Below are 24,236 nucleotides of genomic sequence, written 5' to 3'. Positions count from 1 at the left end.
TGTGCGTGAGAGACCCCGAATTTAAGCAATAGCGACAATTCTTGCCGCAAAAAATGGCGCTGGGCGCCACGGACCTCAGAACCCTGTCGAGATCCTGACGTTTCCTGTCGTGATTGCGTCACGCCAAATGGCGCGCATGTCGCGAAAAATTTACAAAAAAGTCCGGAATTCATCTTTGGTTAAATCCTCACTAACCATCCGGTAACGATGTCCAGCTAATTGTTCTTCTCGCGGCGGGGGACTGCCGCCGGTCCGGATCAGGTTTGTGCGTCCCGGACTTTGAGCGAACCTTCGGTGTGTTTTTCCGAAGTGACCAGGCGTTTTTTGGCGGCCGCATCCCTCTTGAAGAGGTTGATGCGGCCTTCGCATTTCAGGGCCAATGCCGGACATAAAAAAACCGCCCCGGAGGGGCGGTGGAGGAGGCTCTGGGAGGAGAGCTCGAAGGGGCTTCCGCCCCGATCGCTGGCGTTAGCCGACGTTCGACGTGCGGATGACGCCGAGCGGGCCGAAGGGCGCGTCGACGACGAGGTTGCGTACGCGCGACTGGCTGGACGGAACCTTCGAGTTCCAGGCGATCTGAACGAAATTGGGCTTGCTGAAAATATACAGCATGGACATGAACCTTGAGAGGCCGGAGGCCTATCCTCCGGGGCGTGTTGCTATGCCGCTGATATAGGAGTGCGCTGCAAAAAATTGAATGCCAAACTCGCCACGCCATGTCGCATTCTGGCTATCGGCCGCGACATTTTCGACAAGCCTTGCGAAAGCGCGAAACAATGCGTGAAAGGGCTTTGTCAATTGCGGCGAAATCGTGTCGAAACAGACCTTTGCCGCTGCCCGTTTCAGTGTTACCGATGGCCGCATGACACGCAGGATCATGTTGCAGGGAACCGGCTCGGATGTCGGAAAATCGGTATTGGTGGCGGGGCTCTGCCGGCTTGCCGCCAATCAGGGCCTGAAGGTCCGGCCGTTCAAGCCGCAGAACATGTCGAACAACGCCGCCGTTTCCGACGACGGCGGCGAGATCGGCCGCGCGCAATGGCTGCAGGCGCTGGCCGCGCGCGTGTCGTCGTCGGTGCACATGAACCCGGTGCTCCTGAAGCCGCAGTCGGACGTGGGCAGCCAGATCGTCGTTCAGGGCAAGGTCGCCGGGCAGGCTAGGGGGCGGGAATATCAGGCGCTCAAGCCCAAGCTGCTGGGCGCCGTCATGGAGAGTTTCGAACAAATATCGGCCGGTGCCGATCTCGTGGTGGTCGAAGGCGCCGGCTCGCCGGCCGAAATCAACCTCAGGCCCGGCGACATCGCCAATATGGGCTTTGCGACACGGGCCGACGTGCCGGTCGTGCTGGTCGGCGACATCGACCGCGGCGGGGTGATCGCCTCGCTGGTCGGCACGCATGCGATCCTGCCCGAGGAAGACCGGCGCATGGTGACCGGCTATCTCATCAACAAGTTCCGCGGCGACGTCACGCTGTTCGACGACGGCATTGCCGCCATCGGCGGCTACACCGGCTGGCCCTGCTTCGGCGTCGTGCCGTGGTTGAAGGCGGCGGCACGCCTGCCTGCCGAAGATTCCGTCGTACTGGAGAAGCTGACGCGCGGCGAGGGGCGGGCGCTGAAGGTTGCCGTCCCGGTGCTGTCGCGCATCGCCAATTTCGACGACCTCGATCCGCTCGCCGCCGAACCGGAGATTGATCTCGTCTTCGTGCGGCCTGGCAGTCCCATTCCGGCAGACGCTGGCCTCGTCGTCATTCCCGGGTCGAAGTCGACCATCGGCGACCTCATCGATTTCCGTGCGCAAGGGTGGGACCGTGACCTCGAACGTCATGTGCGCCGGGGCGGCCGGGTCATCGGCATCTGCGGCGGCTACCAGATGCTCGGCCGGCGCGTCACCGATCCGCTCGGCATCGAGGGCGGCGAACGTGCGGTCGAGGGTCTCGGGCTGCTCGAGGTCGAGACCGAGATGGCGCCGGAAAAGACGGTGCGCAACAGCCGCGCCTGGTCGCTGGAGCATGATGTGGCGCTCGAAGGCTACGAAATCCATCTTGGCAAGACGCAAGGTGCGGACTGTGGCCGGCCGTCGGTGCGCATCGACAATCGCGCCGACGGCGCCCTTTCGGCCGATGGCCGCGTGATGGGCACCTACCTGCATGGGCTCTTCACCAGCGACGCCTATCGCGGCGCGCTGCTCAAGAGTTTCGGCATCGAAGGCGGCGCCAACAACTACCGCCAATCGGTCGATGCGGCGCTCGACGATGTCGCGAACGAGCTGGAGGCTGTGCTCGATCGTCGCTGGCTGGACGAGTTGCTCAGGCACTAGGGACGCGGCAAGGGTCAGCCAGCAGGTCCCCGGGGGAACTACGCTGCGACATCGTGCTCCTCGCTTGCGGCTTCCCAGACTTCCCGCGCGGCATCCAGGTTCATCAGGGCAATCCCCAAGCCGACAATCAGGTCCGGCCAGGCCGACTGCCACAGGTAGGCTGTCGCCAGACCCGCGGCGATGATGGCCACATTGGCGAAGGCATCGTTGCGGGCCGAGAGAAATGCTGCCAGCGTGAGGCTGCCGCTCGTGTGACGGTAGGCGACGAGCAGATAGGCGCAGAAGAGGTTGACCACCAGCGCCCCAAGTCCGGTCAGGGACAGGGCAAAGGGCTCTGGCGGGACCGGATCCATGAACTTCGCCCAGGCCGTCCAAAGGAAGGCCAGCGCCGGTACCAGCAGAATGAACGCCATCGCCAGGCCGACTCGCGCGCGGGTTCGCGTCGTCCAGGCCAGAGCAAAGAAAATCAGCATGTTGACGGAGGCGTCTTCGAGCAAGTCGACGCTGTCGGCCATGAGGGACGCCGAGCCGATGGAAAGCGCGACAAGGAGTTCGACCCCGAAATAGCCGAGGTTCAACAGGGAGACGATGAGGACGACGCGGCGCAGGTCGGTATCCACTCGAAAAGTTCCTTTTCTGGCGAGATTCGCCCCCGGCACTTTGACACACGTGTTAGCAGCAGGTTGCTATCCATAGCATTAGGTTTCGACATCGGTCCCGCTCACACCGCCGTCGTGCCTGACGCCCGACAAATCGTCGCGTGGCGCAACTCGGCCGGGGAGGCGTCGCATGCGTCGATTGACTTTGGGCTGCCCGCTTCCTAATCATCAGGTGTTGGATGGTTCCCCCTTGTCGTGGCGATCTGGGGGAATAATTGGGAATGTGACGGATGGACCCAAATCGGGCATCCTTATCGCAGCCGACCCCGCGACTGTAGAACGGTCAGGGTTCGCCATCGGGTTTGGTGCCGGGCTGTCGGCCGGTTGCACGGGCAATCGGGGCAGGTCGGGGATCAAGCCGGAAAAGCCACTGGCGTGGCATCGTGATCAGCCGGGTTTGGACGCCTCTTCTTCTACGAATCGTCCGCCTTTCACGATGTCCCTCACAGCACCCATGCGTCGGAGACGACGCGCAAAGGTTCGCTGTGGCACCGGAAAGACGCCGGGAAGGTGAGGCGGGCCGCTCGGGCCCTGACATCGGAACCTTGCCCTTTAAGGGCGAGGCGATGTTCGGCCCGTGACGCCGTGAGCCAGGAGACCTGCCATCCGGCACGGGCATTCCGCCCGAGGGGACTTTTGTCTCCAACGCCATCACGGAGGTTGTTTTGGCTCGCAGATGTTTTCAAGAACGCGCCCGTGGCGCGTCCGATGGCTTTTGCCACCGACGGCTGATTTGGGAATGTTGAGGCAGCCACGATGAGCAGTCTCAGCGCCGGGCCCGTGCTGGTCCTTGGCGGCGCCCGTTCCGGCAAGTCCAGCTTTTCCGAGAGGCTCGTCGAAGCGTCCGGCTTCACCATGCATTATGTCGCCACGGGCCGCGCCTGGGACGACGAAATGCGCGAGCGCATCGACCATCACCGGACGCGCCGCGGCGAGGGCTGGACGACGCATGAGGAGCCGCTCGATCTCGTCGGCATCCTCAGACGCATCGATGATCCCAGCCATGTGGTCCTGATCGACTGCCTGACGCTATGGGTAACCAATCTCATGCTGGAAGAGCGCGACATGACGGCGGAGTTCGCCGCCCTTGTTGCGTATCTGCCTGAGGCGCGGGCGCGCCTCGTCTTTGTTTCCAATGAGGTCGGCCTCGGCATCGTGCCCGAGAACCGCATGGCCCGCGAGTTTCGCGACCATGCCGGCCGGCTTCACCAGATCGTTGCGGAGAAATCCGCTGAAGTTTACTTTGTCGCGGCCGGTTTGCCGCTGAAAATGAAGGGTTGATCCATGACCACTGCGAGAGCCAACCAGGGCAAGATCCCGGCGACCGTCATCACCGGCTTCCTCGGCGCCGGCAAGACGACGATGATCCGCAACCTGCTGCAGAACGCCGACGGCAAGCGCATCGCGCTGATCATCAACGAGTTCGGCGATCTCGGCGTCGACGGCGATGTCTTGAAGGGCTGCGGTGCCGAGGCCTGCACCGAGGACGACATCATCGAGCTTACCAATGGCTGCATCTGCTGCACCGTGGCTGACGATTTCATCCCGACCATGACGAAGCTGCTCGAGCGTGAAAACCGCCCTGACCACATCATCATCGAAACCTCGGGCCTTGCCCTGCCGCAGCCGCTGATCGCCGCTTTCAACTGGCCGGATATCCGCAGCGAAGTGACCGTCGATGGCGTCGTCACCGTGGTCGACAGCGCCGCCGTTGCCGCTGGCCGCTTTGCCGACGACCACGACAAGGTCGATGCGCTGCGCGTCGAGGACGACAATCTCGATCACGAAAGCCCGATCGAGGAGCTGTTCGAGGATCAACTGACGGCTGCCGATCTCATCGTTCTCAACAAGACCGATCTGATCGATGCCTCCGGCCTCAAGGCCGTGCGCGACGAGGTGTCTTCGCGCACCAGCCGCAAGCCGACGATGATCGAGGCGAAGAACGGCGAAGTCGCCGCTGCCATCCTGCTTGGCCTCGGTGTCGGCACGGAAAGCGATATCGCCAACCGCAAGTCGCATCACGAGATGGAGCACGAGGCAGGTGAGGAGCACGATCACGACGAGTTCGACAGCTTCGTCGTCGAGCTCGGTTCGATCGCCGATCCGGCCGCCTTCATCGATCGCCTGAAGGGCGTAATCGCGGAGCACGACGTTCTGCGCCTCAAGGGTTTTGCAGACGTGCCCGGCAAGCCGATGCGCCTCCTGATCCAGGCGGTCGGCGCCCGCATCGACCAATATTACGACCGCGCCTGGGGCGCTGGCGAAAAGCGCGGTACGCGCCTCGTCGTCATCGGCCTGCACGACATGGACGAGGCGGCGGTGCGCGCTGCGATCACCGCGCTCGTGTAGATCGTTCTTTGAATGAAATGATCTAACGCATTGAAATGATGCAGTTCCGGATGGAGAACGCTTTTAGCGTTTTCGTTCGGAATTGCCCCAACGGACAAGACGAATGCATCTGCTTCTCGCCCAGAAAGGAACGATCGCCGACGGCAACGAGGCGATCGACCTTGGGCAAACGCCGGCCGATATCCTTTTCCTATCGGCCGCCGACACCGAGCTCTCCTCGATCGCCGCGGCTCACGGCCGACGCGACGGAGGCTTGAGCCTGCGCATCGCCAGCCTGATGAGCCTGATGCACCCGATGTCGGTCGACACTTACGTCGAGCGCACGGCGCGTCACGCCAAGCTGATCGTCGTCCGGCCGCTCGGTGGCGCCAGCTATTTCCGTTATCTGCTGGAAGCCCTGCATGCGGCTGCCGTCACCCATCGTTTCGAGATCGCGGTTCTGCCGGGTGACGACAAGCCGGATCCGGGGCTGGAGCCTTTCTCCACCGTCGCAGCCGACGACCGCCAGCGCCTTTGGGCTTACTTCACCGAAGGCGGCTCGGACAATGCCGGGCTGTTTCTCGACTATGCGGCCGCACTGGTCACGGGTGCGGAGAAGCCGCAGCCGGCAAAGCCCCTGTTGAAGGCCGGCATCTGGTGGCCGGGTGCTGGCGTGATCGGCGTCAGCGAATGGCAGTCCCTTGTTCAGGGACGGATGGTAGCGAGGGAGGGATTCGAACCCCCGACGGTTGGGATCTGCTTTTACCGCGCGCTCGTGCAGAGTGGCGAGACACGGCCGGTGGAGGCGCTGATCGATGCGCTGGAGGCTGAAGGTGTGCGGGCACTGCCGGTGTTCGTCTCAAGCCTCAAGGATGCCGTTTCCGTCGGCACGCTGCAGGCGATTTTTTCCGAGGCCGCACCCGACGTGGTGATGAACGCCACTGGCTTTGCGGTCTCGTCGCCCGGTGCCGACCGTCAGCCGACGGTGCTGGAATCGACCGGTGCGCCGGTGCTGCAGGTGATTTTCTCCGGCTCGTCGCGGGCGCAATGGGAAACGTCGCCGCAGGGGCTGATGGCGCGCGACCTCGCCATGAACGTGGCACTACCCGAAGTCGATGGCCGCATCCTTGCGCGCGCCGTCTCCTTCAAGGCGGCGTCGATCTATGACGCCAAGGTGGAGGCCAATATCGTCGGCCATGAGCCGCTCGAAGACCGGGTGCGCTTTGCCGCTGATCTTGCCGTCAACTGGGCGAAGCTGCGCTGGGCAGAGCCCGCCGAGCGCCGCATTGCCATCGTCATGGCCAACTATCCGAACCGCGACGGTCGCCTCGGCAACGGTGTTGGGCTCGACACGCCGGCCGGTACCGTCGAGGTGCTTAGCGCCATGGCGCGGAAAGGCTATGTGGTCGGTGAGGTTCCCGCCGATGGCGACGCGCTGATCCGCTATCTGATGGCCGGGCCGACCAATGCGGCGAGCCATGACCGCGAAATTCGCGAGCGTATTTCGCTGAACGATTACAAGACGTTCTTCGATTCGCTTCCGAAACAGATAAAGGATGAAGTTGCCGGTCGCTGGGGCGTGCCGGAGGCCGATCCCTTCTTCCTCGATGGCGCCTTCGCGCTGCCGCTCGCCCGCTTCGGCGAGGTGATCGTCGGCATCCAACCGGCGCGCGGCTACAACATCGATCCGAAGGAAAGCTACCATTCGCCGGACCTCGTGCCGCCGCATGGCTATCTCGCCTTCTACGCCTTCCTGCGCCAGCAGTTCGGCGCGCAGGCGATCGTGCACATGGGCAAGCATGGCAACCTCGAATGGCTGCCGGGCAAGGCCCTGGCGCTGTCGGAAACCTGCTATCCCGAAGCGATCTTCGGGCCGCTGCCGCACATCTATCCCTTCATCGTCAACGATCCGGGCGAAGGTACGCAGGCCAAGCGCCGCACCAGCGCCGTCATCATCGACCACCTGACCCCGCCCTTGACGCGCGCCGAATCCTACGGCCCGCTCAAGGATCTGGAAGCGCTCGTCGACGAATATTACGACGCCGCCGGCGGTGATCCGCGCCGCCTCAGGCTGCTCAGCCGCCAGATCCTCGATCTCGTGCGCGACATCGGCCTCGACAGCGACGCAGGCATCGACAGGGGCGACAGCGACGACAAGGCGCTGGAAAAGCTCGACGCCTATCTCTGCGACCTCAAGGAAATGCAGATCCGCGACGGCCTGCACATCTTCGGCGTCGCGCCGGAAGGGCGGTTGTTGACGGACCTCACCGTAGCGCTGGCGCGCGTGCCCCGCGGTCTCGGCGAGGGCGGCGACCAGAGCCTGCAGCGGGCGATCGCAGCGGATGCGGGGCTGCGTGGGTTCGCTATTCCCACCTCCGCGGGGGGTAGCCCCGCACGCGACGCCCAACCCTTCGACCCGCTCGACTGCGTCATGTCCGACACCTGGACAGGCCCGAAACCGTCCATCCTCGCTGACCTCTCGGACGCCCCCTGGCGCACCGCCGGCGATACGGTCGAGCGCATCGAGTTGCTTGCCGCAAATCTCGTGTCGGGTGAACTGGCTTGCCCGGACCACTGGGCCAACACCCGCGCCGTGCTCGGCGAAATCGAAACGCGCCTGAAGCCGTCGATTTCAAACTCGGGTGCCGCCGAGATGACCGGCTTCCTCACCGGTCTCAGCGGCCGCTTCGTCGCCCCCGGTCCATCGGGCGCGCCGACGCGCGGCCGGCCGGATGTGTTGCCGACGGGGCGCAATTTCTACTCCGTGGATAGCCGCGCGGTGCCGACGCCGGCTGCCTATGAGCTCGGCAAGAAATCGGCCGAGCTTCTGATCCGCCGCTACCTGCAGGACCACGGCGAATGGCCGTCCTCCTTTGGCCTGACCGCCTGGGGTACGGCGAACATGCGCACCGGCGGCGACGACATCGCCCAGGCCCTGGCGCTGATCGGCGCCAAGCCCACCTGGGACATGGTCTCTCGCCGGGTGATGGGCTACGAGATCGTGCCGCTCGCAGTCCTCGGCCGCCCACGCGTCGACGTGACCTTGCGCATTTCCGGCTTCTTCCGCGATGCCTTCCCGGACCAGATCGCGCTGTTCGACAAGGCGATCCGCGCCGTCGGCGCGCTGGAGGAAGACGATGCCGACAACATGATCGCCGCACGCATGCGGGCGGAAAGCCGACGGTTGGAAGCGGAAGGTGTCGAGGCTGCCGAGGCCGCGCGTCGCGCCTCCTACCGCGTCTTCGGCGCAAAGCCCGGTGCCTATGGCGCCGGCCTGCAGGCGCTGATCGACGAGAAGGGCTGGGAAACCAAAGCCGATCTCGCCGAGGCCTATCTTACCTGGGGCGCCTATGCCTATGGCGCCGGCGAGGAGGGCAAGGCCGAGCGCGATCTTTTCGAGGAGCGCCTGCGCACGATAGAGGCGGTGGTGCAGAACCAGGACAACCGCGAGCACGATCTGCTCGACAGCGACGACTACTACCAGTTCGAAGGCGGCATGAGCGCTGCCGCCGAACAGCTCGGCGGTCACCGTCCGGCGATCTACCACAACGACCATTCCCGTCCGGAAAAACCTGTGATCCGGTCGCTCGAAGAAGAGATCGGCCGCGTGGTCCGGGCCCGCGTCGTCAATCCCAAGTGGATCGATGGCGTCATGCGCCACGGATACAAGGGCGCCTTCGAGATCGCTGCCACGGTCGACTACATGTTCGCCTTTGCCGCGACCACGGGTGCGGTGCGCGACCATCATTTCGAGGCCGCCTATCAGGCGTTCATCGTCGACGAGCGCGTGGCTGACTTCATGCGCGACAAGAACCCGGCCGCCTTTGCCGAGCTTGCCGAACGCCTGCTTGAAGCAATCGACCGCAATCTCTGGACGCCGCGCTCGAATTCGGCGCGGTTTGAACTTGCCGGCATCGGCACGGCAGCAACCCGGCTTCGTGCCGGCAATGAATAGAGCGGTTCCGGGCTGGCGGTAATCCGTCCGGAATTGCTTGCAAACAAGGACCTGGTTCCGTTTCGCTGCTCAGTGAAGTGCGAAAAGGAACCGAAGCGGGACGAGGGCGTCTGCCCATCCCGAACTTGAGAACTGAGGGAGTGATCATGAGCGACGAGACGACAGTAGGCGGCGAAGCCCCGGCCGAGAAGGACGATGCCCGCCACGCCATGAAGATGGCGAAGAAGAAGGCAGCGCGCGAAAAGATCATGGCGACGAAGACCGACGAGAAGGGTCTGATCATCGTCAACACCGGCAAGGGCAAGGGCAAGTCGACCGCCGGCTTCGGCATGATCTTCCGCCATATCGCCCACGGCATGCCCTGCGCCGTCGTGCAGTTCATCAAGGGTGCGATGGCAACCGGCGAGCGCGAGTTGATCGAGAAGCATTTCGGCGATGTCTGCCAGTTCTATACGCTCGGCGAGGGCTTCACCTGGGAAACGCAGGATCGCGCCCGCGATGTTGCGATGGCTGAAAAGGCCTGGGAGAAGGCGAAGGAACTGATCCGTGACGAGCGCAACTCGATGGTGCTGCTCGACGAGATCAACATTGCTCTGCGCTACGACTACATCGACGTCGCCGAAGTGGTGCGCTTCCTGAAGGAAGAAAAGCCGCACATGACGCATGTGGTGCTCACCGGCCGCAACGCGAAAGAAGACCTGATCGAAATCGCCGATCTCGTCACTGAGATGGAGCTGATCAAGCATCCGTTCCGTTCCGGCATCAAGGCGCAGCAGGGCGTGGAGTTTTGATGAGCCAGAGCTGGCAGTTCTGGGCGCTGCTTTCGGCCGCCTTCGCTGCGCTCACGGCGGTGTTTGCCAAGGTCGGGGTTGCGCAGATCAACTCCGACTTCGCAACGCTGATCCGCACCGTCGTCATCCTCTGCGTGATCGCCGCCATCGTGGCGGCGACAGGGCAGTGGCAGAAGCCATCGGAAATCTCCGGACGCACCTGGCTGTTTCTCGCGCTGTCCGGTCTTGCCACCGGCGCCTCCTGGCTTGCCTATTTCCGCGCGCTCAAGCTCGGCGACGCCGCCCGCGTGGCGCCGATCGACAAGCTTTCGATCATCATGGTCGCAATCTTCGGCGTGCTCTTCCTCGGTGAAAAGCTCAACCTGATGAACTGGCTCGGCGTCGGCTTCATTGCCGCCGGGGCGCTGTTGCTGGCGGTGTTTTGAGCGCGCCTGCTCTGGTGCCTGTTCACTGAATGCTCGCCTCAATCAATCCGTAATCCCGACACATGCAGTGGTTGTGACGAGCGGGAGGACGGCATGCAGGTCGACGGCAATTGGCGCGAGCGCCTTCCTGATCCGTCGGGCCAAGTCGCGCAGTTCGGCAGACGCTGGAAGCGTCGCAGCCTGAGGGGGAGCCCTGCATCAGACCCACCGGCGGACACGCCTGCAATAGGCGCCGTAGGCGTCGCCGAAGACCTTGGCGAGGTGGGTTTCCTCCATGCGGATCTGGTAGGAAATCGAGATCCAGGCGGAGAGCGCCAGCGCCACCGCGATGACGTTGGGCACCGCCAGCACCGTGCCGATCAGCGCGGTCACCATGCCGACATAGATCGGGTTGCGCGAGAAGGCATAGAGGCCTGAGGTCACAAGCGGCGCGTCCTGCTTTTCAGGGATGCCGATCTTCCAGGAATGACGCATCGCCCATTGCGACAGCATCGTCAGCCCGCCGCCGAGCGTCATCAGCGCCAGGCCGACGGCGTGAAGGATGGGCGTGTCGAGCGCCGGGATCCGGCCGAGGGCAGCATCGACGGAGGCCGGGAGCATGGCGACCGCCAGCAGGTGGATCACCAGCGCTGCGACGATCAGGCGGAAAAGCCTGCCCGCAAACCCCTCCGCGTCGTCGCCATAGGTTAGCACGACCGGCGAGCGGCCGGATTGCACACGGCGGAGGATCGCCAGCGCGAGCGTGGACAATCCCACGACGAGCATCAGGATGGCGGGAAGGGTGGTGGACATCTAAACCTCTGGAAACGAGCGGGAAAGCGGAATACGAGCGACCGAAAAGGGGCAGCGGATATGACTGTAAATCCCCTCTGGTTGCACGCCTGCAAATGTGAAATCTCTAGTTACTAGAGGTGCAAGGGGGTGACCGAATATTTTTCGATGCCCTGAGCCCTGAGCTCGGTGCCCAAAGCCTCGGGGCCCGTGCCGGCGATCGCTGTGTCCGGTGACCGCCGTGAGCCCGTGCGATGTTCATGGTTGCAGCGTCGTTGCCGCCGCCGCGCGATCGGTCCGCAGGCGTACGCCCAAGCAGAAGGCCGCGCCAAAGTGAGTTTGCGATATTTTGCCCGTTGACGTTCTTGAAATGTTCGTCTCAATGAAACCTTAATCAGGATACACTAGGTGGTTGTGTGTGGGCGGAGGGCGACATGCAGGCAAAAGACGAATGGCGCGGTCGCCTTGAAAGCACGTTTTTTCCCTTTGCGACCTGGGTCTCGATGGCGCTGGTCGCGGCAGGCACCGTTGTTTTTAGCGTTGCCATGTCTGAAACGGGCGCGTTGCAGGTTCTCCTGGTCCTGGTTCCTTTCGCCTGCGCCCTGCCAGCGATGATCAGCGCTCGGCTGACGGTCGCTTTCAGGCGCTTTGCCAGCAATGCGTGGCAGCTTCTTCCGCTTTCGGCGGCCTGTGGTTTCGTAACGGTCGCCGGGTTTGCCATGCTTTACGCGCTGTCCCTGGCGGTGGCGCACTGGAATCCGAGCGCCTACGAGCCTGCCTTTTCCTGGCCGCTCCACGAGCGTGCGGCCGTCATCGCGCTTTTGCACAAGGCGGCTACCCACGTGCTGCTGCCTGCGGCAGGTGGCGCATTGATGGCCGGCATCAGCGGGGCGCTCTGGCTTTATCGCGAACACCAGGAGCACGGCGCCGGAGAGACGTCGAGCCTCGAAGAATCGCATTCTGCCTCTCCGTCCGTACCGGCCGGCGCCAGCGCGCTGGCTGCAGATACCAATGCCGACGCGCGCTACTTCTGGTCTACGACCGTGTTCGGTCCTGTGATCGTCGCGGCGACGGTGGCGGTGATCCTCAGTGCCTTTATTCCGGGTTCCAATGGCAGAGGGTCTCTTGAATTCCTGTGGTTCGTGCTCAGGCTCTATTCTGGCGGCACGTTCGCGGCCGCCGTCGCCGCAGCCTTGATGCTTGTGCTGATGTCCGGCCGGTCCCGGGCGGCGGCATGGCCGGTGGCTCTTTGCGTCGGCCTTCATGCCGGCGCGATCTTCCTGTTGCTGTTTGCACCGGCAGAGGGGCACGCCGAAAGCCAGCAGGATCTGCTGGCTGTTGGCGGCATCCTCGGCGCGTTGTCTGCAGCCGCATGCGCGGCGATCTGGTTTCCAGCTCGGCCGGCACCGCTCCTTGGAAACGGCAGCAGCGTTTCGACGCTGAGCGGATGGTGGATGGTGCGCACCTTCTCGATTGCCGGGCTCGTCGCGCCGCTCACCGCTGCCCTTGCCTACGCTCTTTTCGTCACCGTCGCGCAAGAAGCCGCGGCGTCGGCGGATGACACCCTCATTGGCCGATTGCGAAGCTTCGATCCCGAGATGTGGGCGATTGCCTACCGGATCTGGGCGGTCGTCGCCCTGCAGACGCTGGCACTTGACCATTTCCTGCCGTCCAGCGGCGTCCGGCGCGCCGTTGCTTTCGTTGTCATTCCCGCGTTTGCGTTTCTGTTTGCCGGCAGCATGGGCCATTGTCTCGACGACTACGTCATGTCGAGACCGATGCCGATCTCGATCGCGTCCTTCATCGAGTTTGGCCTGCCGGGGCTTTTTGCCGGGCTTTCCGCCGTCTACCTGAGCCGTCGCGGCTCATCGCGCGGCCCGGCTGCCACCGCATTCGCTGCCCAGTAAAATCGGAACTGGCGAAATCGGATCTGGTGTAATCGGAACTGGCGATGGAATCCGGCGTCAAGCGGACAGGAACGATCGGCCGCGACCGCCGGGTGCTGCAGTTTGCAACCGGCGCGCCGGATCGCCAGCGCGCGACATGATCGGGCGACACGTGCCGGTCCAGATGGTGGTCTGCCGAACGCGCGACTTAGGTCGTGGTGACCGGACGTTCAGCGGCGAGGTGATGGCGCGTCGTGCGGGGTAAGACGGCAGCGTTGCCTTGTTCTTCGGCAAATCTTGTTTGAACCTTGACCGAACATCCTTGATGGACGTCGTAAAAGCCTCCATTTAACGTTTCATCATGGTCGAGATAGCGGGTGAGCCTTGAAGATCGCTTTCAGAGTTGCGGTTGCTGCCGCGTCGGTTTTGCTGTTTGCGGCGTCCGGTGACGTGGGTTTTTCACAGACAACGAAAACGGCCGTGTCCAAGGCCCACGTTTCCACGGCGAAGGCCAAGCCGAAGCCCAAGCCCAGTCGGAAGCAGAAGGCGGCGGATGAAGCCAAGGCAAAGGCTCTCGCCGAGGCTCGCCGCCCGCGGATCTGCGAGACCCGCAACGCACAGTGCAGCTATGGCGCGGGCCCCGTGGGGGAGCCGTGTTCGTGCTGGTCGAAGTCCGGTGCGCCTGATGCTGGCCTGACTGCGAGACCCTGACTGCGTTGTGGTGCCAGAGGAACGCGTCTGGCCCCGAATCTGAACGTCGACAACCCTGAGACTGCCATCGATGTTCGCGGCATCCGCGGGCGAGGGTGCGCGTCGCCGCTTCAACTGCTGTCGGGCGGGGCAAAGAAGCAGTTCACATGATCTTCCGTCGGGTGGAGGCAGAGATGATATTGCCCGTCGCCCGACGGGATCTCATCTCCATATGGGATCCAGAACAGGTGTGGTCTTGTCGCGAGGTGGTGATCGCCCGCGCGCAAGCGGACGGAAAAGCCTTGGCCCCCGCGGGTTACGTCCGGAGTGGGGATGGCTTCACAATCTCCACCGACGTGACGCGCCTTGCAGCACGCCGGAGGATAGGTCCAGCCGGTGGTCGCCTGGTGCGCGGCAGACCCCACCACGCCGAGCGAGATGGAGGCAAGCGTGATCAGGGGCAAGATTGACAGGGCGAACGTCATTGCGCACCTCCTTGGAGGCAGCCTTCGAGAAACGCCGACAGGTTGCTTGCGAACGGGCGAAACCAGTTGTCACTCCCCGATGACCGGGCCGTGCCCTGGACCAGGGAACCGCAGTGTTTCGCCTGGGCGATGATACTACGCCCCGGCCGGCATAAAAACGCTTCGGGGATGTTGTTCGATCTACGTGACGTGCGTTTGCCCGGACAGCGAACCGGCCGTGGGGCTTGATATCGAGGGGCAAGTCGACCGGCCGCTGCTTGCGCCAGCGTCATCGATACCCGCGCAACGGACAATGCTGCGAGCCGCAAGCCGGAGGTCGACAGATCTCCCTAACCGACCTCGTTCATCTCGAAGAGCGGGAGGGCGAGGCAGACCGACAGGACGTGCCATGGCTCGCCTTCGATCGTGGCGCCGTCTCCTTTATCGCGGAGCGTGAGATGGGGTGCAATGTCCGCGCATGTCCGCGCCAGCAGAGCAATCGCTTCTTCGGCAGTCAGGCCGCTCGGATAGCGGACGGCGTATTTCCTGTGGGCTGCTGTGTTTTCTGAGGTCATTTGGCCGGGTTTGGAGAGAGCTATGGCGAGGTTCTGAAACCTACATCGGGCGGTCCCGGCCAAGTTTCGATAGCTCTTCGGAGGTAGCGGCAGCAGTCAAAAAGGAATAGGCGGCAAGGGGGTACGCCGACGTCGCTCGCCGGAAGGCGCGCCAGCCGGCATCGTTCCTCGCCGCGCGGACGATGTCGCTACTGTGCGATCACCTGGTTAAAGGCGCGCCTTGCTTCAAAGCTCGAGCCAAATCCGGAGCGGATGCGTTGGATCCGCCAAGAGCTTGATGGCAAGGGCGATCGAGACGACGACGAGCAGTAGCTTGATGATCTTGGCGCCCTTGGCCATGGCGTAGCGCGAGCCGAGTTGGGCGCCGAGGAACTGGCCGACGCCCATCAGCAGGCCGACCTTCCACAAGATGGCGCCAAAGAACAGGAAGACGCCGAAGGCGCCGATGTTGGAGCCGAAGTTCAGGAACTTGGTGTGCGCCGTCGCCTTCAGGACGCCGAAACCGGCGAGCGTCACGAAGCCGAGCATGAAGAAGGAGCCGGTGCCAGGGCCGAAGACACCGTCGTAAAAACCGATCAGCGGCACCAGCGTCAGTGTGAAGACGAAGGGCGTGATACGGCGGTGCTGGTCGACATCGCCCATGTTCGGCTTCAGGCCGAAATAGAGCGCGATCGCGATCAGCAGGAACGGCAGGATCGCTTTCAGCACGTCACCGGGCACGATCGTCGCGAGCAGCGCGCCGAGCACGGCGCCGGCCGCCGACATCAGCGCCATCGGCAATTGCTCTTTCAGGTTCACATGGCCCTTGCGGGCGTAGGAAAGCGTCGCCGAGCCGGAGCCGAAGAGCCCCTGCAGCTTGTTGGTGCCAAGCGTCTGCAGCGGCGGGATACCGGCAATCAGCATCGCCGGAATGGTGATCATGCCGCCGCCGCCGGCGATCGAATCGATAAAGCCGGCGATGAAGGCGGCAACGAACAGAAAGGCGAGCAGGTGGAAGGCAAGATCTTGCAAGACGAGACTCGTGAGAGGGAGACCTGAGGGAGTTCTGCGCCTTGTGTCAGAGCCCGCGACGAAAAGCAAAGCCTTCCGTAAGGGCGTGGCGACCGCCACCAGCGCCATGGCCGCAATCGTAAGCAAGATCAGTCGGTTGCGCCGACTCGCTGGAATTTCGGATGGGAGGCTCGCCTCGCGCAAACGGTCGCCGTCGCCGTCCTGCTCGACCGTTCGCGGTGACGACAATCTTCCCCAATCGCGACATCGGGATGACGCAATCCGGTTTGACCGGTTGTCGCCGCTTGGCTAAAATTGACAGACATGCGACGGCGTCCGCTTCGGCGGACTGAAAGAGCGTCCGGTGCGGCCGACCCAGCCAGGGGGCCATCAGCCGGTGCTGTCCAGATCGGCCGGGACGGATCGTCCCAGCCGGCGCTTCGTTAAGGAGAACAACGAAGGGAGCCGGCCGCCGATGCCATCGGGCCAACACTCTGCACAGACGACGAAAGCAGGAGCCGGGCTGGTGCTCGGGCTCGGCTGCGAGCGTTGCACGCCGGCCGAAGAGGTGATCGCCCTTGCCGAGCGTGCGCTTGCCGATGCCGGTGCTGCGCCCGGCGATCTGCGGCTGGTCGCCTCGCTCGATGCTCGCGCCGAGGAGCCGGCGATCCTGGCGGCCGCTCAGCATTTCTCGGTTCCGGCCGCGTTCTACGATGCCGCCACGCTCGAAGCCGAAGCTTCCCGGCTCGCCAACCCCTCCGAGGTCGTCTTTGCCTACACGGGTTGTCATGGCGTTGCCGAGGGCGCAGCGCTGGTCGGTGCCGGTCGCGAAGCCGTGCTGATTGTGCAGAAGATCGTCTCCGCCCATGCGACGGCCGCACTTGCCGGGCCGGCGACCTTGCGCGCCGAAAAGCGCATCCAGGCGGCGGAGGCTGTCTGATGCGTTCTTGTGTTGTTGAATTGAATCAATCTTTTGCCCGGGGTTTCTCTCAAGTGGAATCCGGTTCTTTAGAGAGCGCGTCAGGCGTGCCTTTGGGTGGCGCCGAAATACAGGTGGGACAGCACGCATGATCGACGACCTCTTTGCCGGATTGCCGGCGCTCGAAAAAGGTTCGGTCTGGCTGGTCGGCGCCGGCCCCGGCGATCCCGGCCTGTTGACGCTGCATGCGGCCAATGCGCTGCGCCAGGCGGATGTGATCGTGCATGATGCGCTGGTCAACGAGGATTGCCTGAAGCTGGCGCGGCCGGGCGCCGTGCTGGAGTTTGCGGGCAAGCGTGGCGGCAAGCCGTCGCCGAAGCAGCGCGACATCTCGCTTCGCCTCGTCGAACTCGCGCGCGCCGGCAACCGGGTGCTGCGCCTCAAAGGCGGCGATCCCTTCGTCTTCGGTCGCGGTGGCGAGGAGGCGCTGACGCTGGTCGAGCACCAGGTGCCGTTCCGAATCGTGCCCGGCATCACCGCCGGTATCGGCGGGCTTGCCTATGCCGGCATTCCCGTGACCCATCGCGAGGTCAACCACGCGGTCACTTTCCTGACTGGCCATGATTCCTCCGGCCTGGTGCCGGATCGCATCAACTGGCAGGGCATCGCCAGCGGCTCGCCTGTCATCGTCATGTACATGGCGATGAAACATATCGGCGCGATCACCGCCAACCTCATTGCCGGCGGCCGCTCGCCGGACGAACCGGTCGCCTTCGTCTGCAACGCCGCGACGCCGCAGCAGGCGGTGCTGGAAACGACGCTTGCGCGTGCAGAGGCCGATGTTGCGGCGGCAGGGCTGGAGCCGCCGGCGATCGTCGTCGTCGGCGAGGTGGTGAGGCTGCGCGCAGCGCTCGACTGGATCGGCGCGCTGGACGGGCGCAAGCTTGCCGCCGACCCGTTCGCCAATCGAATTCTCAGGAACCCGGCATGAGCGGATTGCTGATTGCCGCACCCGCGTCCGGCTCCGGCAAGACGACGGTGACGCTCGGGCTGATGCGCGCCCTGAAGAGGCGCGGCGTGGCGATCGCGCCCGGCAAGGCGGGGCCGGACTATATCGATCCCGCTTTCCACGCGGCAGCGACCGGCGAGCCCTGCTTCAACTACGACCCCTGGGCGATGCGCCCGGAACTGCTGCTTGCCAATGCGTCGCATGCCGCCTCCGGCGGGCGCACATTGATCGTCGAGGCGATGATGGGACTGCATGACGGTGCTGCCGACGGCTCGGGAACGCCAGCGGACCTCGCCGCGACGCTGAACCTTGCGGTCATTCTGGTGGTCGATTGCGCCCGCATGTCCCAGTCGGTTGCCGCCCTCGTGCGCGGCTATGCGGATCATCGCGACGATATCCGGGTGGTCGGCGTCATCCTCAACAAGGTCGGCAGCGACCGGCATGAAATGATGTTGCGCGATGCGCTCGGCAAGGTGCGCATGCCTGTCTTCGGCGTGCTCCGGCAGGACAGCGCATTGCAACTGCCGGAGCGCCATCTCGGGCTCGTGCAGGCGGGCGAACACTCAGCGCTTGAGGGCTTCATCGGGGCGGCGGCCGCGCGGGTCGAGGCTGCCTGCGATCTCGACGCCATCCGCCTGATCGCGACGATTTTCCCGCAGGTGCCCGCGGCGGCCGATGCCGAGCGTTTGCGGCCGCTCGGTCAGCGCATCGCGGTCGCGCGCGATATCGCCTTTGCCTTCTGCTACGAGCACCTGCTTTACGGCTGGCGGCAAGGCGGCGCGGAGATTTCCTTCTTCTCGCCGCTCGCCGACGAGGCGCCGAATGCGGCAGCGGATGCCGTCTATCTTCCGGGGGGCTATCCGGAGCTGCATGCGGGGCAGCTGAGCGCCGCCGCCCGATTCCGTTCCGGCATGCATTTCGCGGCGGAACGCGGCGCCCGCATCTTCGGCGAATGCGGCGGCTATATGGTGCTCGGTGAAGGGCTTGTCGCTGCCGATGGCGCACGCTACGACATGCTCGGCCTGCTGCCGCTCGTAACCAGTTTTGCCGAGCGCAGGCGGCACCTCGGCTATCGCCGCGTCGTGCCTGTCGACAACGCCTTCTTCGATGGACCCATGACGGCGCACGAATTCCACTATGCGACTATCGTCGCCGAAGGGGCGGCCGATCGGCTGTTTGCGGTCAGCGACGCCGCCGGCGAGGATCTCGGCCAGGCGGGCCTCCGGCGCGGCCCTGTCGCCGGTTCCTTCATGCATCTGATCGACGTCGCAGGTGCTGCATGAGCGCACCGATCGTTCATGGTGGCGGCATCACCGAGGCCGCAACGCGCTATGGCGGCCGGCTCGAAGACTGGCTCGATCTGTCGACCGGCATCAATCCATGCCCCGTGGCCTTGCCCGCGGTCCCTGAGCGCGCCTGGCACCGGCTGCCGGATCGGCAGACGGTGGATGATGCGCGGAGCGCCGCTGCCGACTACTACCGCACCAACGGCGTGCTGCCTTTGCCGGTGCCGGGCACCCAGTCGGTGATCCAGCTCCTGCCACGTCTTGCTCCGGCCAACAGGCAAGTCGCGATCTTCGGGCCGACCTATGGCGAGTATGCCCGCGTGCTTGAAGCGGCCGGCTTTGCTGTCGATCGCGTCGCGGATGCCGACGCGCTCACGGCCGAACATGGGCTTGTCATCGTCGTCAACCCCAACAACCCGACCGGCCGCGCCTTGGCGCCGGCGGAGCTTCTGGCGATCGCCGCAAGGCAGAAAGCGAGCGGCGGACTGCTGCTGGTCGATGAGGCCTTCGGCGATCTTGAGCCGCAACTGAGTGTCGCTGGTCACGTGCCAGGGCAGGGCAACCTCATCGTCTTCCGCTCCTTCGGCAAGTTCTTCGGCCTTGCGGGCCTGCGCCTCGGCTTCGTCGTTGCGACCGAGCCAGTGCTTGCGTCCTTTGCCGATTGGCTCGGTCCCTGGGCTGTCTCCGGCCCGGCGTTGACGATCTCGAAAGCGCTGATGCAGGGCGATACGAAGGCGATCGCGGCGGGCATCCTCGAGCGTCGCGCCGGCCTCGACGCGGCTCTCGATGGGGCAGGGCTCAACCGTATCGGCGGCACGGGGCTATTTGTGCTGGTCGAGCATCCCAGGGCGGCTCTGCTGCAGGAACGGCTCTGCGAGGCCCATATTCTCACGCGCAAGTTCGACTATGCCCCGACCTGGCTCAGGATCGGTCTTGCGCCTGACGCGGCCGGTGACCGACGGCTGGCGGACGCGCTTGCCCGCATGGAGCTCTGAGGTGTCGGAGACGATCCTGCTCATTCTCGCGCTGGCGCTGGTGATCGACCGCGTTGTCGGCGATCCGGACTGGCTCTGGGCGCGCATGCCGCATCCGGTCGTGTTTTTCGGCAAGGCCATCGGCTTCTTCGACGCCCGGCTGAACCGGGAGGACCTCGAGGATGGTGCCCGCAAGTTTCGTGGCGTCGTCGCGATCCTGCTGTTGCTTGGCATCAGCGCCTGGTTCGGCCATCTGCTGCATCGCCTGTTCGCCGTCTTCGGACCGCTCGGCTTTCTGCTCGAGGCGGTTGTGGTCGCGGTCTTCCTGGCACAGAAGAGCCTCGCCGATCACGTGCGTCGCGTGGCCGGGGGCTTGCGACAGAACGGGCTGGAAGGCGGACGTGCCGCCGTGTCGATGATCGTTGGTCGCGATCCAAAGACGCTCGACGAGCCGGCGGTCTGCCGTGCCGCGATCGAAAGCCTTGCCGAGAATTTCTCCGACGGCGTCGTGGCGCCGGCCTTCTGGTACGCGGTTGCCGGCCTGCCGGGGCTTCTTGCCTACAAGATGCTGAACACCGCCGATTCGATGATCGGCCACAAGTCGCCGAAATATCTGCACTTCGGCTGGGCCTCGGCCCGACTCGACGATCTCGCCAACCTGCCGGCAGCGAGGCTCTCGATCCTTTTGATCTCAGCCGGTGCGCTGATCCATCGTGGCGTAAGCGCCGCCAAGGATGCGCTGACCGTGGCCCTTCGCGACCATGGCCTGCACCGCTCGCCGAACTCCGGCTGGCCGGAAGCGGCCATGGCCGGCGCGCTCGATCTGCAGCTTGCCGGTCCGCGGATCTATGGCGGGGTCAAGGTCAGCGAACCGATGATCAACGGTCCGGGCCGAGCGGTTGCAACAAGCGAAGACATCGACGCCGGTATTGCTGTATTTTATGGCGCCTGCACGGTCATGGCCGGGTTTGTTCTTGCAATCGCAATGATTTGATCGCGGAAGTTGACCTTCGCATTAAGACTCTGCTTTCCATATGTATTAAGATCGTATCATATTCGATCAGTTATTCTCCTGGAACGTTTGGTTCCACCGGTACGTGTTCGTCTTCCCGGAGAGAGAAGCATGCGCAAAAGCTTTCTGACTGCGCTGATTGCCGCTCTGCTGCAGTTTGCCGTTCAACCCGCGAACGCCGCCAATCTCATTGCCGATATCAGCCTGTCGTCGCAGACGATGACCGTGCGACAATACGGCGTCGTCATGTATCGCTGGAAGGTGTCGACGGCGCGCAAGGGCTATGTGACGCCACGCGGCAGCTGGAGCGCCAAATGGCTCTCTCGCAATCACCGTTCACGCAAATACGACGACGCGCCGATGCCATATGCCGTGTTCTTCAACGGCGGCTACGCCATCCACGCCACCTATGACATCAAACGCCTCGGCCGCCCGGCATCGCACGGCTGCGTGCGGCTGCATCCAAACAACGCGGCGGAGTTTTTTGCGCTGACGCGGGAACATGGGCTGAAGAACACGCGGATCGTAATTACGCGGTGACGCCTGCCTAGCCAGCCCCTCATCCCCCTGCCGGGACCTTCTCTCTGTTTTGAAGAGGAGAAGGGATCCGAGGCACCGTTTCCGCTTCATCTTCGACCGTTTCGTAAGAAGTGAACGGTAGAATGCGCGTCCCCATCTTTAACGTGACTGCTTGGCTTTCCTCGGGGTAAACCCGAGGAGAGGGCAATTCTGTCGGGCACTTGATGAGGCCGCTAAGAGCCGCTGGCGACCGTCAGTCGATGCCTGCCACATGCATCAGCCGGTCGAGGCTCGGCACGGTGACGTGGCGGCTGTTTTCGATGCGGATGACGTTCTCCTTGCGGAGCTTGGTGATCTGGCGGCTGACGGTCTCGATGGTGAGGCCGAGATAGTCGGCGATGTCGGCGCGCGACAGCGGCAGGTCGAACACGTTCGAGGTGCCGTTTTCCGGGTCGATGTGAGTCGCGATGATGTAGAGGAAGCTTGCGACCTTCTCCTGCGCGGTCTTGCGGCCAAGGGTGAGCATCCAGTCGCGCGCTTCGTCCAGTTCCTTCAGCGCCTGCTCGTGCAGCCGGTGTTCCAGCCCGGGAGCCTCGGAGACCAGCCGCTCGATGACGTTGCGCGGGAAACAACAGATGTCGGTGTCGACCGCCGCTTCCGCCGTCAGCGCGCTTTCGCGGGTGAAGGGCCGGCCCATGAAATCAGGGGCGAACTGCAGGCCGACGATCTGCTGGCGGCCATCGGCCAGCACCTTGCTGAGCTTGACGACGCCGGAGATGATATTTGCGTAGCTGTCGGTGGTTTCTCCCTGGCCGATGACCTCGCGGCCGGGCTCGATGCTGCGGCGGGTGGAGTGACGGCTGAGGTCGAGAAGCTGATCCGGAGAGAGCGTACCGCAAACGCCGCCATGGCGCGCCTCGCAGGCGGAGCAGACGGCTGGAACGTCCGAATTATGGATATCCTTGCGGCGATGTTCGTTCACGATCTGCAATTCTTTCTACCTGCATTCCATTGCTCCCTGGATGACCAAAGAGGATGCGGGTCGTTAAATCAAGAGTTGACAGGTGCTAATTCCGAAAGCGCGAAACAATGTCTCATGCTGGCTTGCGCATTGTCAATTTTAACGTGTTAATTCGCCGACTTGATCAAAATCAAAGGCCTCATTGCCGATCCGTCCTAAGCCGTTTTCACGACAGCGGAGAGACTGATGGACGACGCGCTAATCCTCAAGCATGCGAACCCCGTGCCACGCTACACCAGCTACCCGACCGCGCCGCATTTTTCCGAAGCGGTGGGGCCGGTTGACTATCAAAGCTGGCTCGGGGCGATCGGTCCGGATGAGGCGATCTCGCTCTATGCTCACGTGCCCTATTGCGACCGGCTCTGTTGGTTCTGTGCTTGCCATACCAAGCAGACGCTGCGGTATGATCCGGTGGCAACCTACCTCACGGGCCTGCATCGGGAGATTGCAGAGATTGGCGGGCGGGTGAGCCGCGAAGCCAAGGTAACGGCCCTGCATTTCGGCGGCGGCTCGCCGACGCTCGTCAGGCCCGACGACCTGATCGCGCTGAAGCGCGCCTTTACCGATCACTTCACCTTCGCGGCTGATTGCGAGATCAGCGTCGAGATGGATCCGAACGATCTCGACGAAGCGCGCCATGATGCGTTGGCCGAGATCGGTATGACGCGGGCGAGCTTCGGCATCCAGGATTTCGACCCCGTCGTGCAGAAGGCGATCAACCGCATCCAGACCTTCGAGCAGACGCGAGACGCGATCGAGGCGTCACGGGTAAGGGGCGTGCATTCGGTCAATTGCGACGTGCTCTATGGTTTGCCCTATCAAAGCCTCCAGTCGCTTGAGCGCACCATGGAGGCAGTGCTTTCGCTCGACCCCGATCGCGTCGCACTCTTCGGCTACGCCCATGTGCCGTGGATGAAGACGCATCAGAAGATGATCCCGGACGAAAGCCTGCCCGGCATCGTCGAGCGCTTCGCGCAGATGAGCCGCGCGGCCGAAATGCTGGCTGCCGCCGGCTACGAGGCCATCGGTATCGATCATTTTGCGAAGCCCGACGACAGCCTGGCGCGGGCCAGCCGGGAAGGGCGTCTCCGTCGCAGTTTCCAGGGCTATACCGACGATGCCGCCGAAACGCTCGTTGGGCTTGGCGCCTCCGCGATCGGCCAGTTTCGTCAAGGTTATGTCCAGAACATGCTGGCGACCGGTGAGTATCTGCGCCATGTGGAAAACACGGGGCTCGCTGCGGTCCGCGGTTATCGCTTCACACCGGACGACACTTTGAGAGCAAAAGTGATTGCCGACGTCATGTGCCGTTTTGCCTTCTCCTTTGCTGAGGTTGAGGAAGCGTTTCCCGGGCTGGCAGGGGCTGTGATCGAGGAGGCACGGCTGTTTCGGGCGCGCGACGTGGATGGGCTGACGACGATCGAAAACGGGGTTTTCCGCCTGACTGAACGCGGCAGGCCCTTTGCCCGCTCGGTTGCAGCCACCTTCGACGCCTATCTCGGCAACGGCCGGGGCCGGCATTCGGTGGCCGTCTGACCCCATGCTCTGTCGCAACACCGTTTTCCAATTCGAAAGCCTTTGCCATCAAGGCCATTGGCTTTTGCGGCGCATTTACCTATAGGATCGCCGAGACTCGACTTAA

Annotated in this window: 20 protein-coding genes and 1 riboswitch; of the genes, 14 read left to right on the top strand and 6 right to left on the bottom strand. The window is 63.8% G+C overall.

Annotated elements, in window-relative coordinates:
• Nucleotides 1–468: 468 nt before the first annotated feature.
• On the bottom strand, nucleotides 469–612 hold the full coding sequence (locus BLU15_RS01440) for a hypothetical protein (protein ID WP_089044242.1): 144 nt from the start codon (nucleotides 610–612) through the stop codon (nucleotides 469–471).
• Between the two features lie 250 nt (nucleotides 613–862).
• Here BLU15_RS01440 and BLU15_RS01435 point away from each other — a divergent pair, with 250 nt between their 5' ends.
• A complete protein-coding gene (locus tag BLU15_RS01435; protein ID WP_090294426.1) occupies nucleotides 863–2,320 on the top strand; it encodes a cobyric acid synthase in 1,458 nt (485 codons plus the stop codon).
• A 38-nt stretch (nucleotides 2,321–2,358) separates the two neighbouring features.
• Here BLU15_RS01435 and BLU15_RS01430 read toward each other — a convergent pair whose 3' ends face one another.
• On the bottom strand, nucleotides 2,359–2,940 hold the full coding sequence (locus BLU15_RS01430; protein ID WP_090294006.1) for a cation efflux transmembrane domain-containing protein: 582 nt from the start codon (nucleotides 2,938–2,940) through the stop codon (nucleotides 2,359–2,361).
• Between the two features lie 202 nt (nucleotides 2,941–3,142).
• Nucleotides 3,143–3,601: riboswitch (cobalamin riboswitch) on the top strand.
• Between the two features lie 134 nt (nucleotides 3,602–3,735).
• On the opposite strand from BLU15_RS01430, the gene cobU reads away from it, so the two are divergent.
• The 5 genes from cobU (at nucleotide 3,736) to BLU15_RS01405 (ending at nucleotide 10,478) form a co-directional block, all read left to right on the top strand.
• Nucleotides 3,736–4,260, top strand: coding sequence for a bifunctional adenosylcobinamide kinase/adenosylcobinamide-phosphate guanylyltransferase (cobU, locus tag BLU15_RS01425; protein WP_034788264.1), 525 nt, complete (start codon nucleotides 3,736–3,738; stop codon nucleotides 4,258–4,260).
• Nucleotides 4,261–4,263: 3 nt separating this feature from the next.
• The gene (gene cobW, locus BLU15_RS01420; protein WP_034788267.1) at nucleotides 4,264–5,328 is read left to right on the top strand and encodes a cobalamin biosynthesis protein CobW; all 1,065 of its coding nucleotides are present in this window, start codon (nucleotides 4,264–4,266) and stop codon (nucleotides 5,326–5,328) included.
• A 103-nt stretch (nucleotides 5,329–5,431) separates the two neighbouring features.
• Complete coding sequence (cobN, locus tag BLU15_RS01415) at nucleotides 5,432–9,262, top strand: cobaltochelatase subunit CobN (RefSeq protein WP_090294005.1); 3,831 nt, start codon at nucleotides 5,432–5,434, stop codon at nucleotides 9,260–9,262.
• A 146-nt stretch (nucleotides 9,263–9,408) separates the two neighbouring features.
• Complete coding sequence (gene cobO / locus BLU15_RS01410) at nucleotides 9,409–10,053, top strand: cob(I)yrinic acid a,c-diamide adenosyltransferase (protein ID WP_043617391.1); 645 nt, start codon at nucleotides 9,409–9,411, stop codon at nucleotides 10,051–10,053.
• Complete coding sequence (locus BLU15_RS01405; protein ID WP_090294004.1) at nucleotides 10,053–10,478, top strand: EamA family transporter; 426 nt, start codon at nucleotides 10,053–10,055, stop codon at nucleotides 10,476–10,478. Before cobO ends, BLU15_RS01405 begins: the two co-directional genes overlap by 1 nt.
• Before the next feature lie 198 nt (nucleotides 10,479–10,676).
• Here the strand turns inward: BLU15_RS01405 and BLU15_RS01400 are convergent, their stop codons facing one another.
• A complete protein-coding gene (locus BLU15_RS01400) occupies nucleotides 10,677–11,270 on the bottom strand; it encodes a methyltransferase family protein (protein WP_090294002.1) in 594 nt (197 codons plus the stop codon).
• 413 nt (nucleotides 11,271–11,683) lie between these two features.
• Between BLU15_RS01400 and BLU15_RS01395 the strand changes: the two genes are divergently transcribed.
• Nucleotides 11,684–13,156, top strand: a complete 1,473-nt coding sequence (locus BLU15_RS01395; RefSeq protein WP_090294000.1) for a hypothetical protein — start codon at nucleotides 11,684–11,686, stop codon at nucleotides 13,154–13,156.
• Between the two features lie 800 nt (nucleotides 13,157–13,956).
• Here the strand turns inward: BLU15_RS01395 and BLU15_RS01385 are convergent.
• Together BLU15_RS01385 and BLU15_RS01375 are read right to left on the bottom strand one after the other, a co-directional pair.
• A complete protein-coding gene (locus tag BLU15_RS01385) occupies nucleotides 13,957–14,310 on the bottom strand; it encodes a hypothetical protein (protein WP_090293998.1) in 354 nt (117 codons plus the stop codon).
• A gap of 779 nt (nucleotides 14,311–15,089) precedes the next feature.
• Nucleotides 15,090–15,875 carry a TSUP family transporter gene (locus tag BLU15_RS01375; protein WP_090294424.1) on the bottom strand — a complete coding sequence of 262 codons (786 nt, stop codon included), beginning with the start codon at nucleotides 15,873–15,875 and terminating at the stop codon, nucleotides 15,090–15,092.
• Between the two features lie 454 nt (nucleotides 15,876–16,329).
• Between BLU15_RS01375 and BLU15_RS01370 the strand changes: the two genes are divergently transcribed.
• From BLU15_RS01370 to BLU15_RS01345, 6 genes are all read left to right on the top strand, one after another.
• Entirely contained in the window at nucleotides 16,330–16,794 is a 465-nt protein-coding gene (locus tag BLU15_RS01370; protein WP_090293995.1) for a cobalamin biosynthesis protein, read from the top strand.
• Between the two features lie 130 nt (nucleotides 16,795–16,924).
• Nucleotides 16,925–17,764, top strand: a complete 840-nt coding sequence (cobA, locus tag BLU15_RS01365; RefSeq protein ID WP_176960267.1) for a uroporphyrinogen-III C-methyltransferase — start codon at nucleotides 16,925–16,927, stop codon at nucleotides 17,762–17,764.
• Nucleotides 17,761–19,065: a cobyrinate a,c-diamide synthase gene (locus BLU15_RS01360; protein ID WP_090293993.1), complete on the top strand. Its 1,305-nt coding sequence runs from the start codon at nucleotides 17,761–17,763 to the stop codon at nucleotides 19,063–19,065. Before cobA ends, BLU15_RS01360 begins: the two co-directional genes overlap by 4 nt.
• Complete coding sequence (cobD, locus tag BLU15_RS01355; protein WP_090293991.1) at nucleotides 19,062–20,063, top strand: threonine-phosphate decarboxylase CobD; 1,002 nt, start codon at nucleotides 19,062–19,064, stop codon at nucleotides 20,061–20,063. Before BLU15_RS01360 ends, cobD begins: the two co-directional genes overlap by 4 nt.
• A 1-nt stretch (nucleotide 20,064) precedes the next feature.
• Entirely contained in the window at nucleotides 20,065–21,036 is a 972-nt protein-coding gene (cbiB, locus tag BLU15_RS01350) for an adenosylcobinamide-phosphate synthase CbiB (protein ID WP_090293989.1), read from the top strand.
• A 129-nt stretch (nucleotides 21,037–21,165) separates the two neighbouring features.
• On the top strand, nucleotides 21,166–21,594 hold the full coding sequence (locus BLU15_RS01345) for a L,D-transpeptidase (protein ID WP_034788308.1): 429 nt from the start codon (nucleotides 21,166–21,168) through the stop codon (nucleotides 21,592–21,594).
• A gap of 232 nt (nucleotides 21,595–21,826) precedes the next feature.
• On the opposite strand, the gene BLU15_RS01340 is transcribed toward BLU15_RS01345, so the two are convergent.
• Nucleotides 21,827–22,564, bottom strand: a complete 738-nt coding sequence (locus BLU15_RS01340) for a Crp/Fnr family transcriptional regulator (protein ID WP_051659129.1) — start codon at nucleotides 22,562–22,564, stop codon at nucleotides 21,827–21,829.
• A 216-nt stretch (nucleotides 22,565–22,780) separates the two neighbouring features.
• Between BLU15_RS01340 and hemN the strand changes: the two genes are divergently transcribed.
• Nucleotides 22,781–24,130, top strand: a complete 1,350-nt coding sequence (gene hemN, locus BLU15_RS01335) for an oxygen-independent coproporphyrinogen III oxidase (protein ID WP_090293987.1) — start codon at nucleotides 22,781–22,783, stop codon at nucleotides 24,128–24,130.
• Nucleotides 24,131–24,236 lie beyond the last annotated feature (106 nt).

The sequence above is a fragment of the Ensifer sp. YR511 genome (genome assembly GCF_900103045.1).
GTDB lineage: Bacteria > Pseudomonadota > Alphaproteobacteria > Rhizobiales > Rhizobiaceae > Ensifer > Ensifer adhaerens.
Note: the sequence above shows the minus strand (reverse complement) of the source record. Positions and strands in the feature narration are given on the sequence as shown.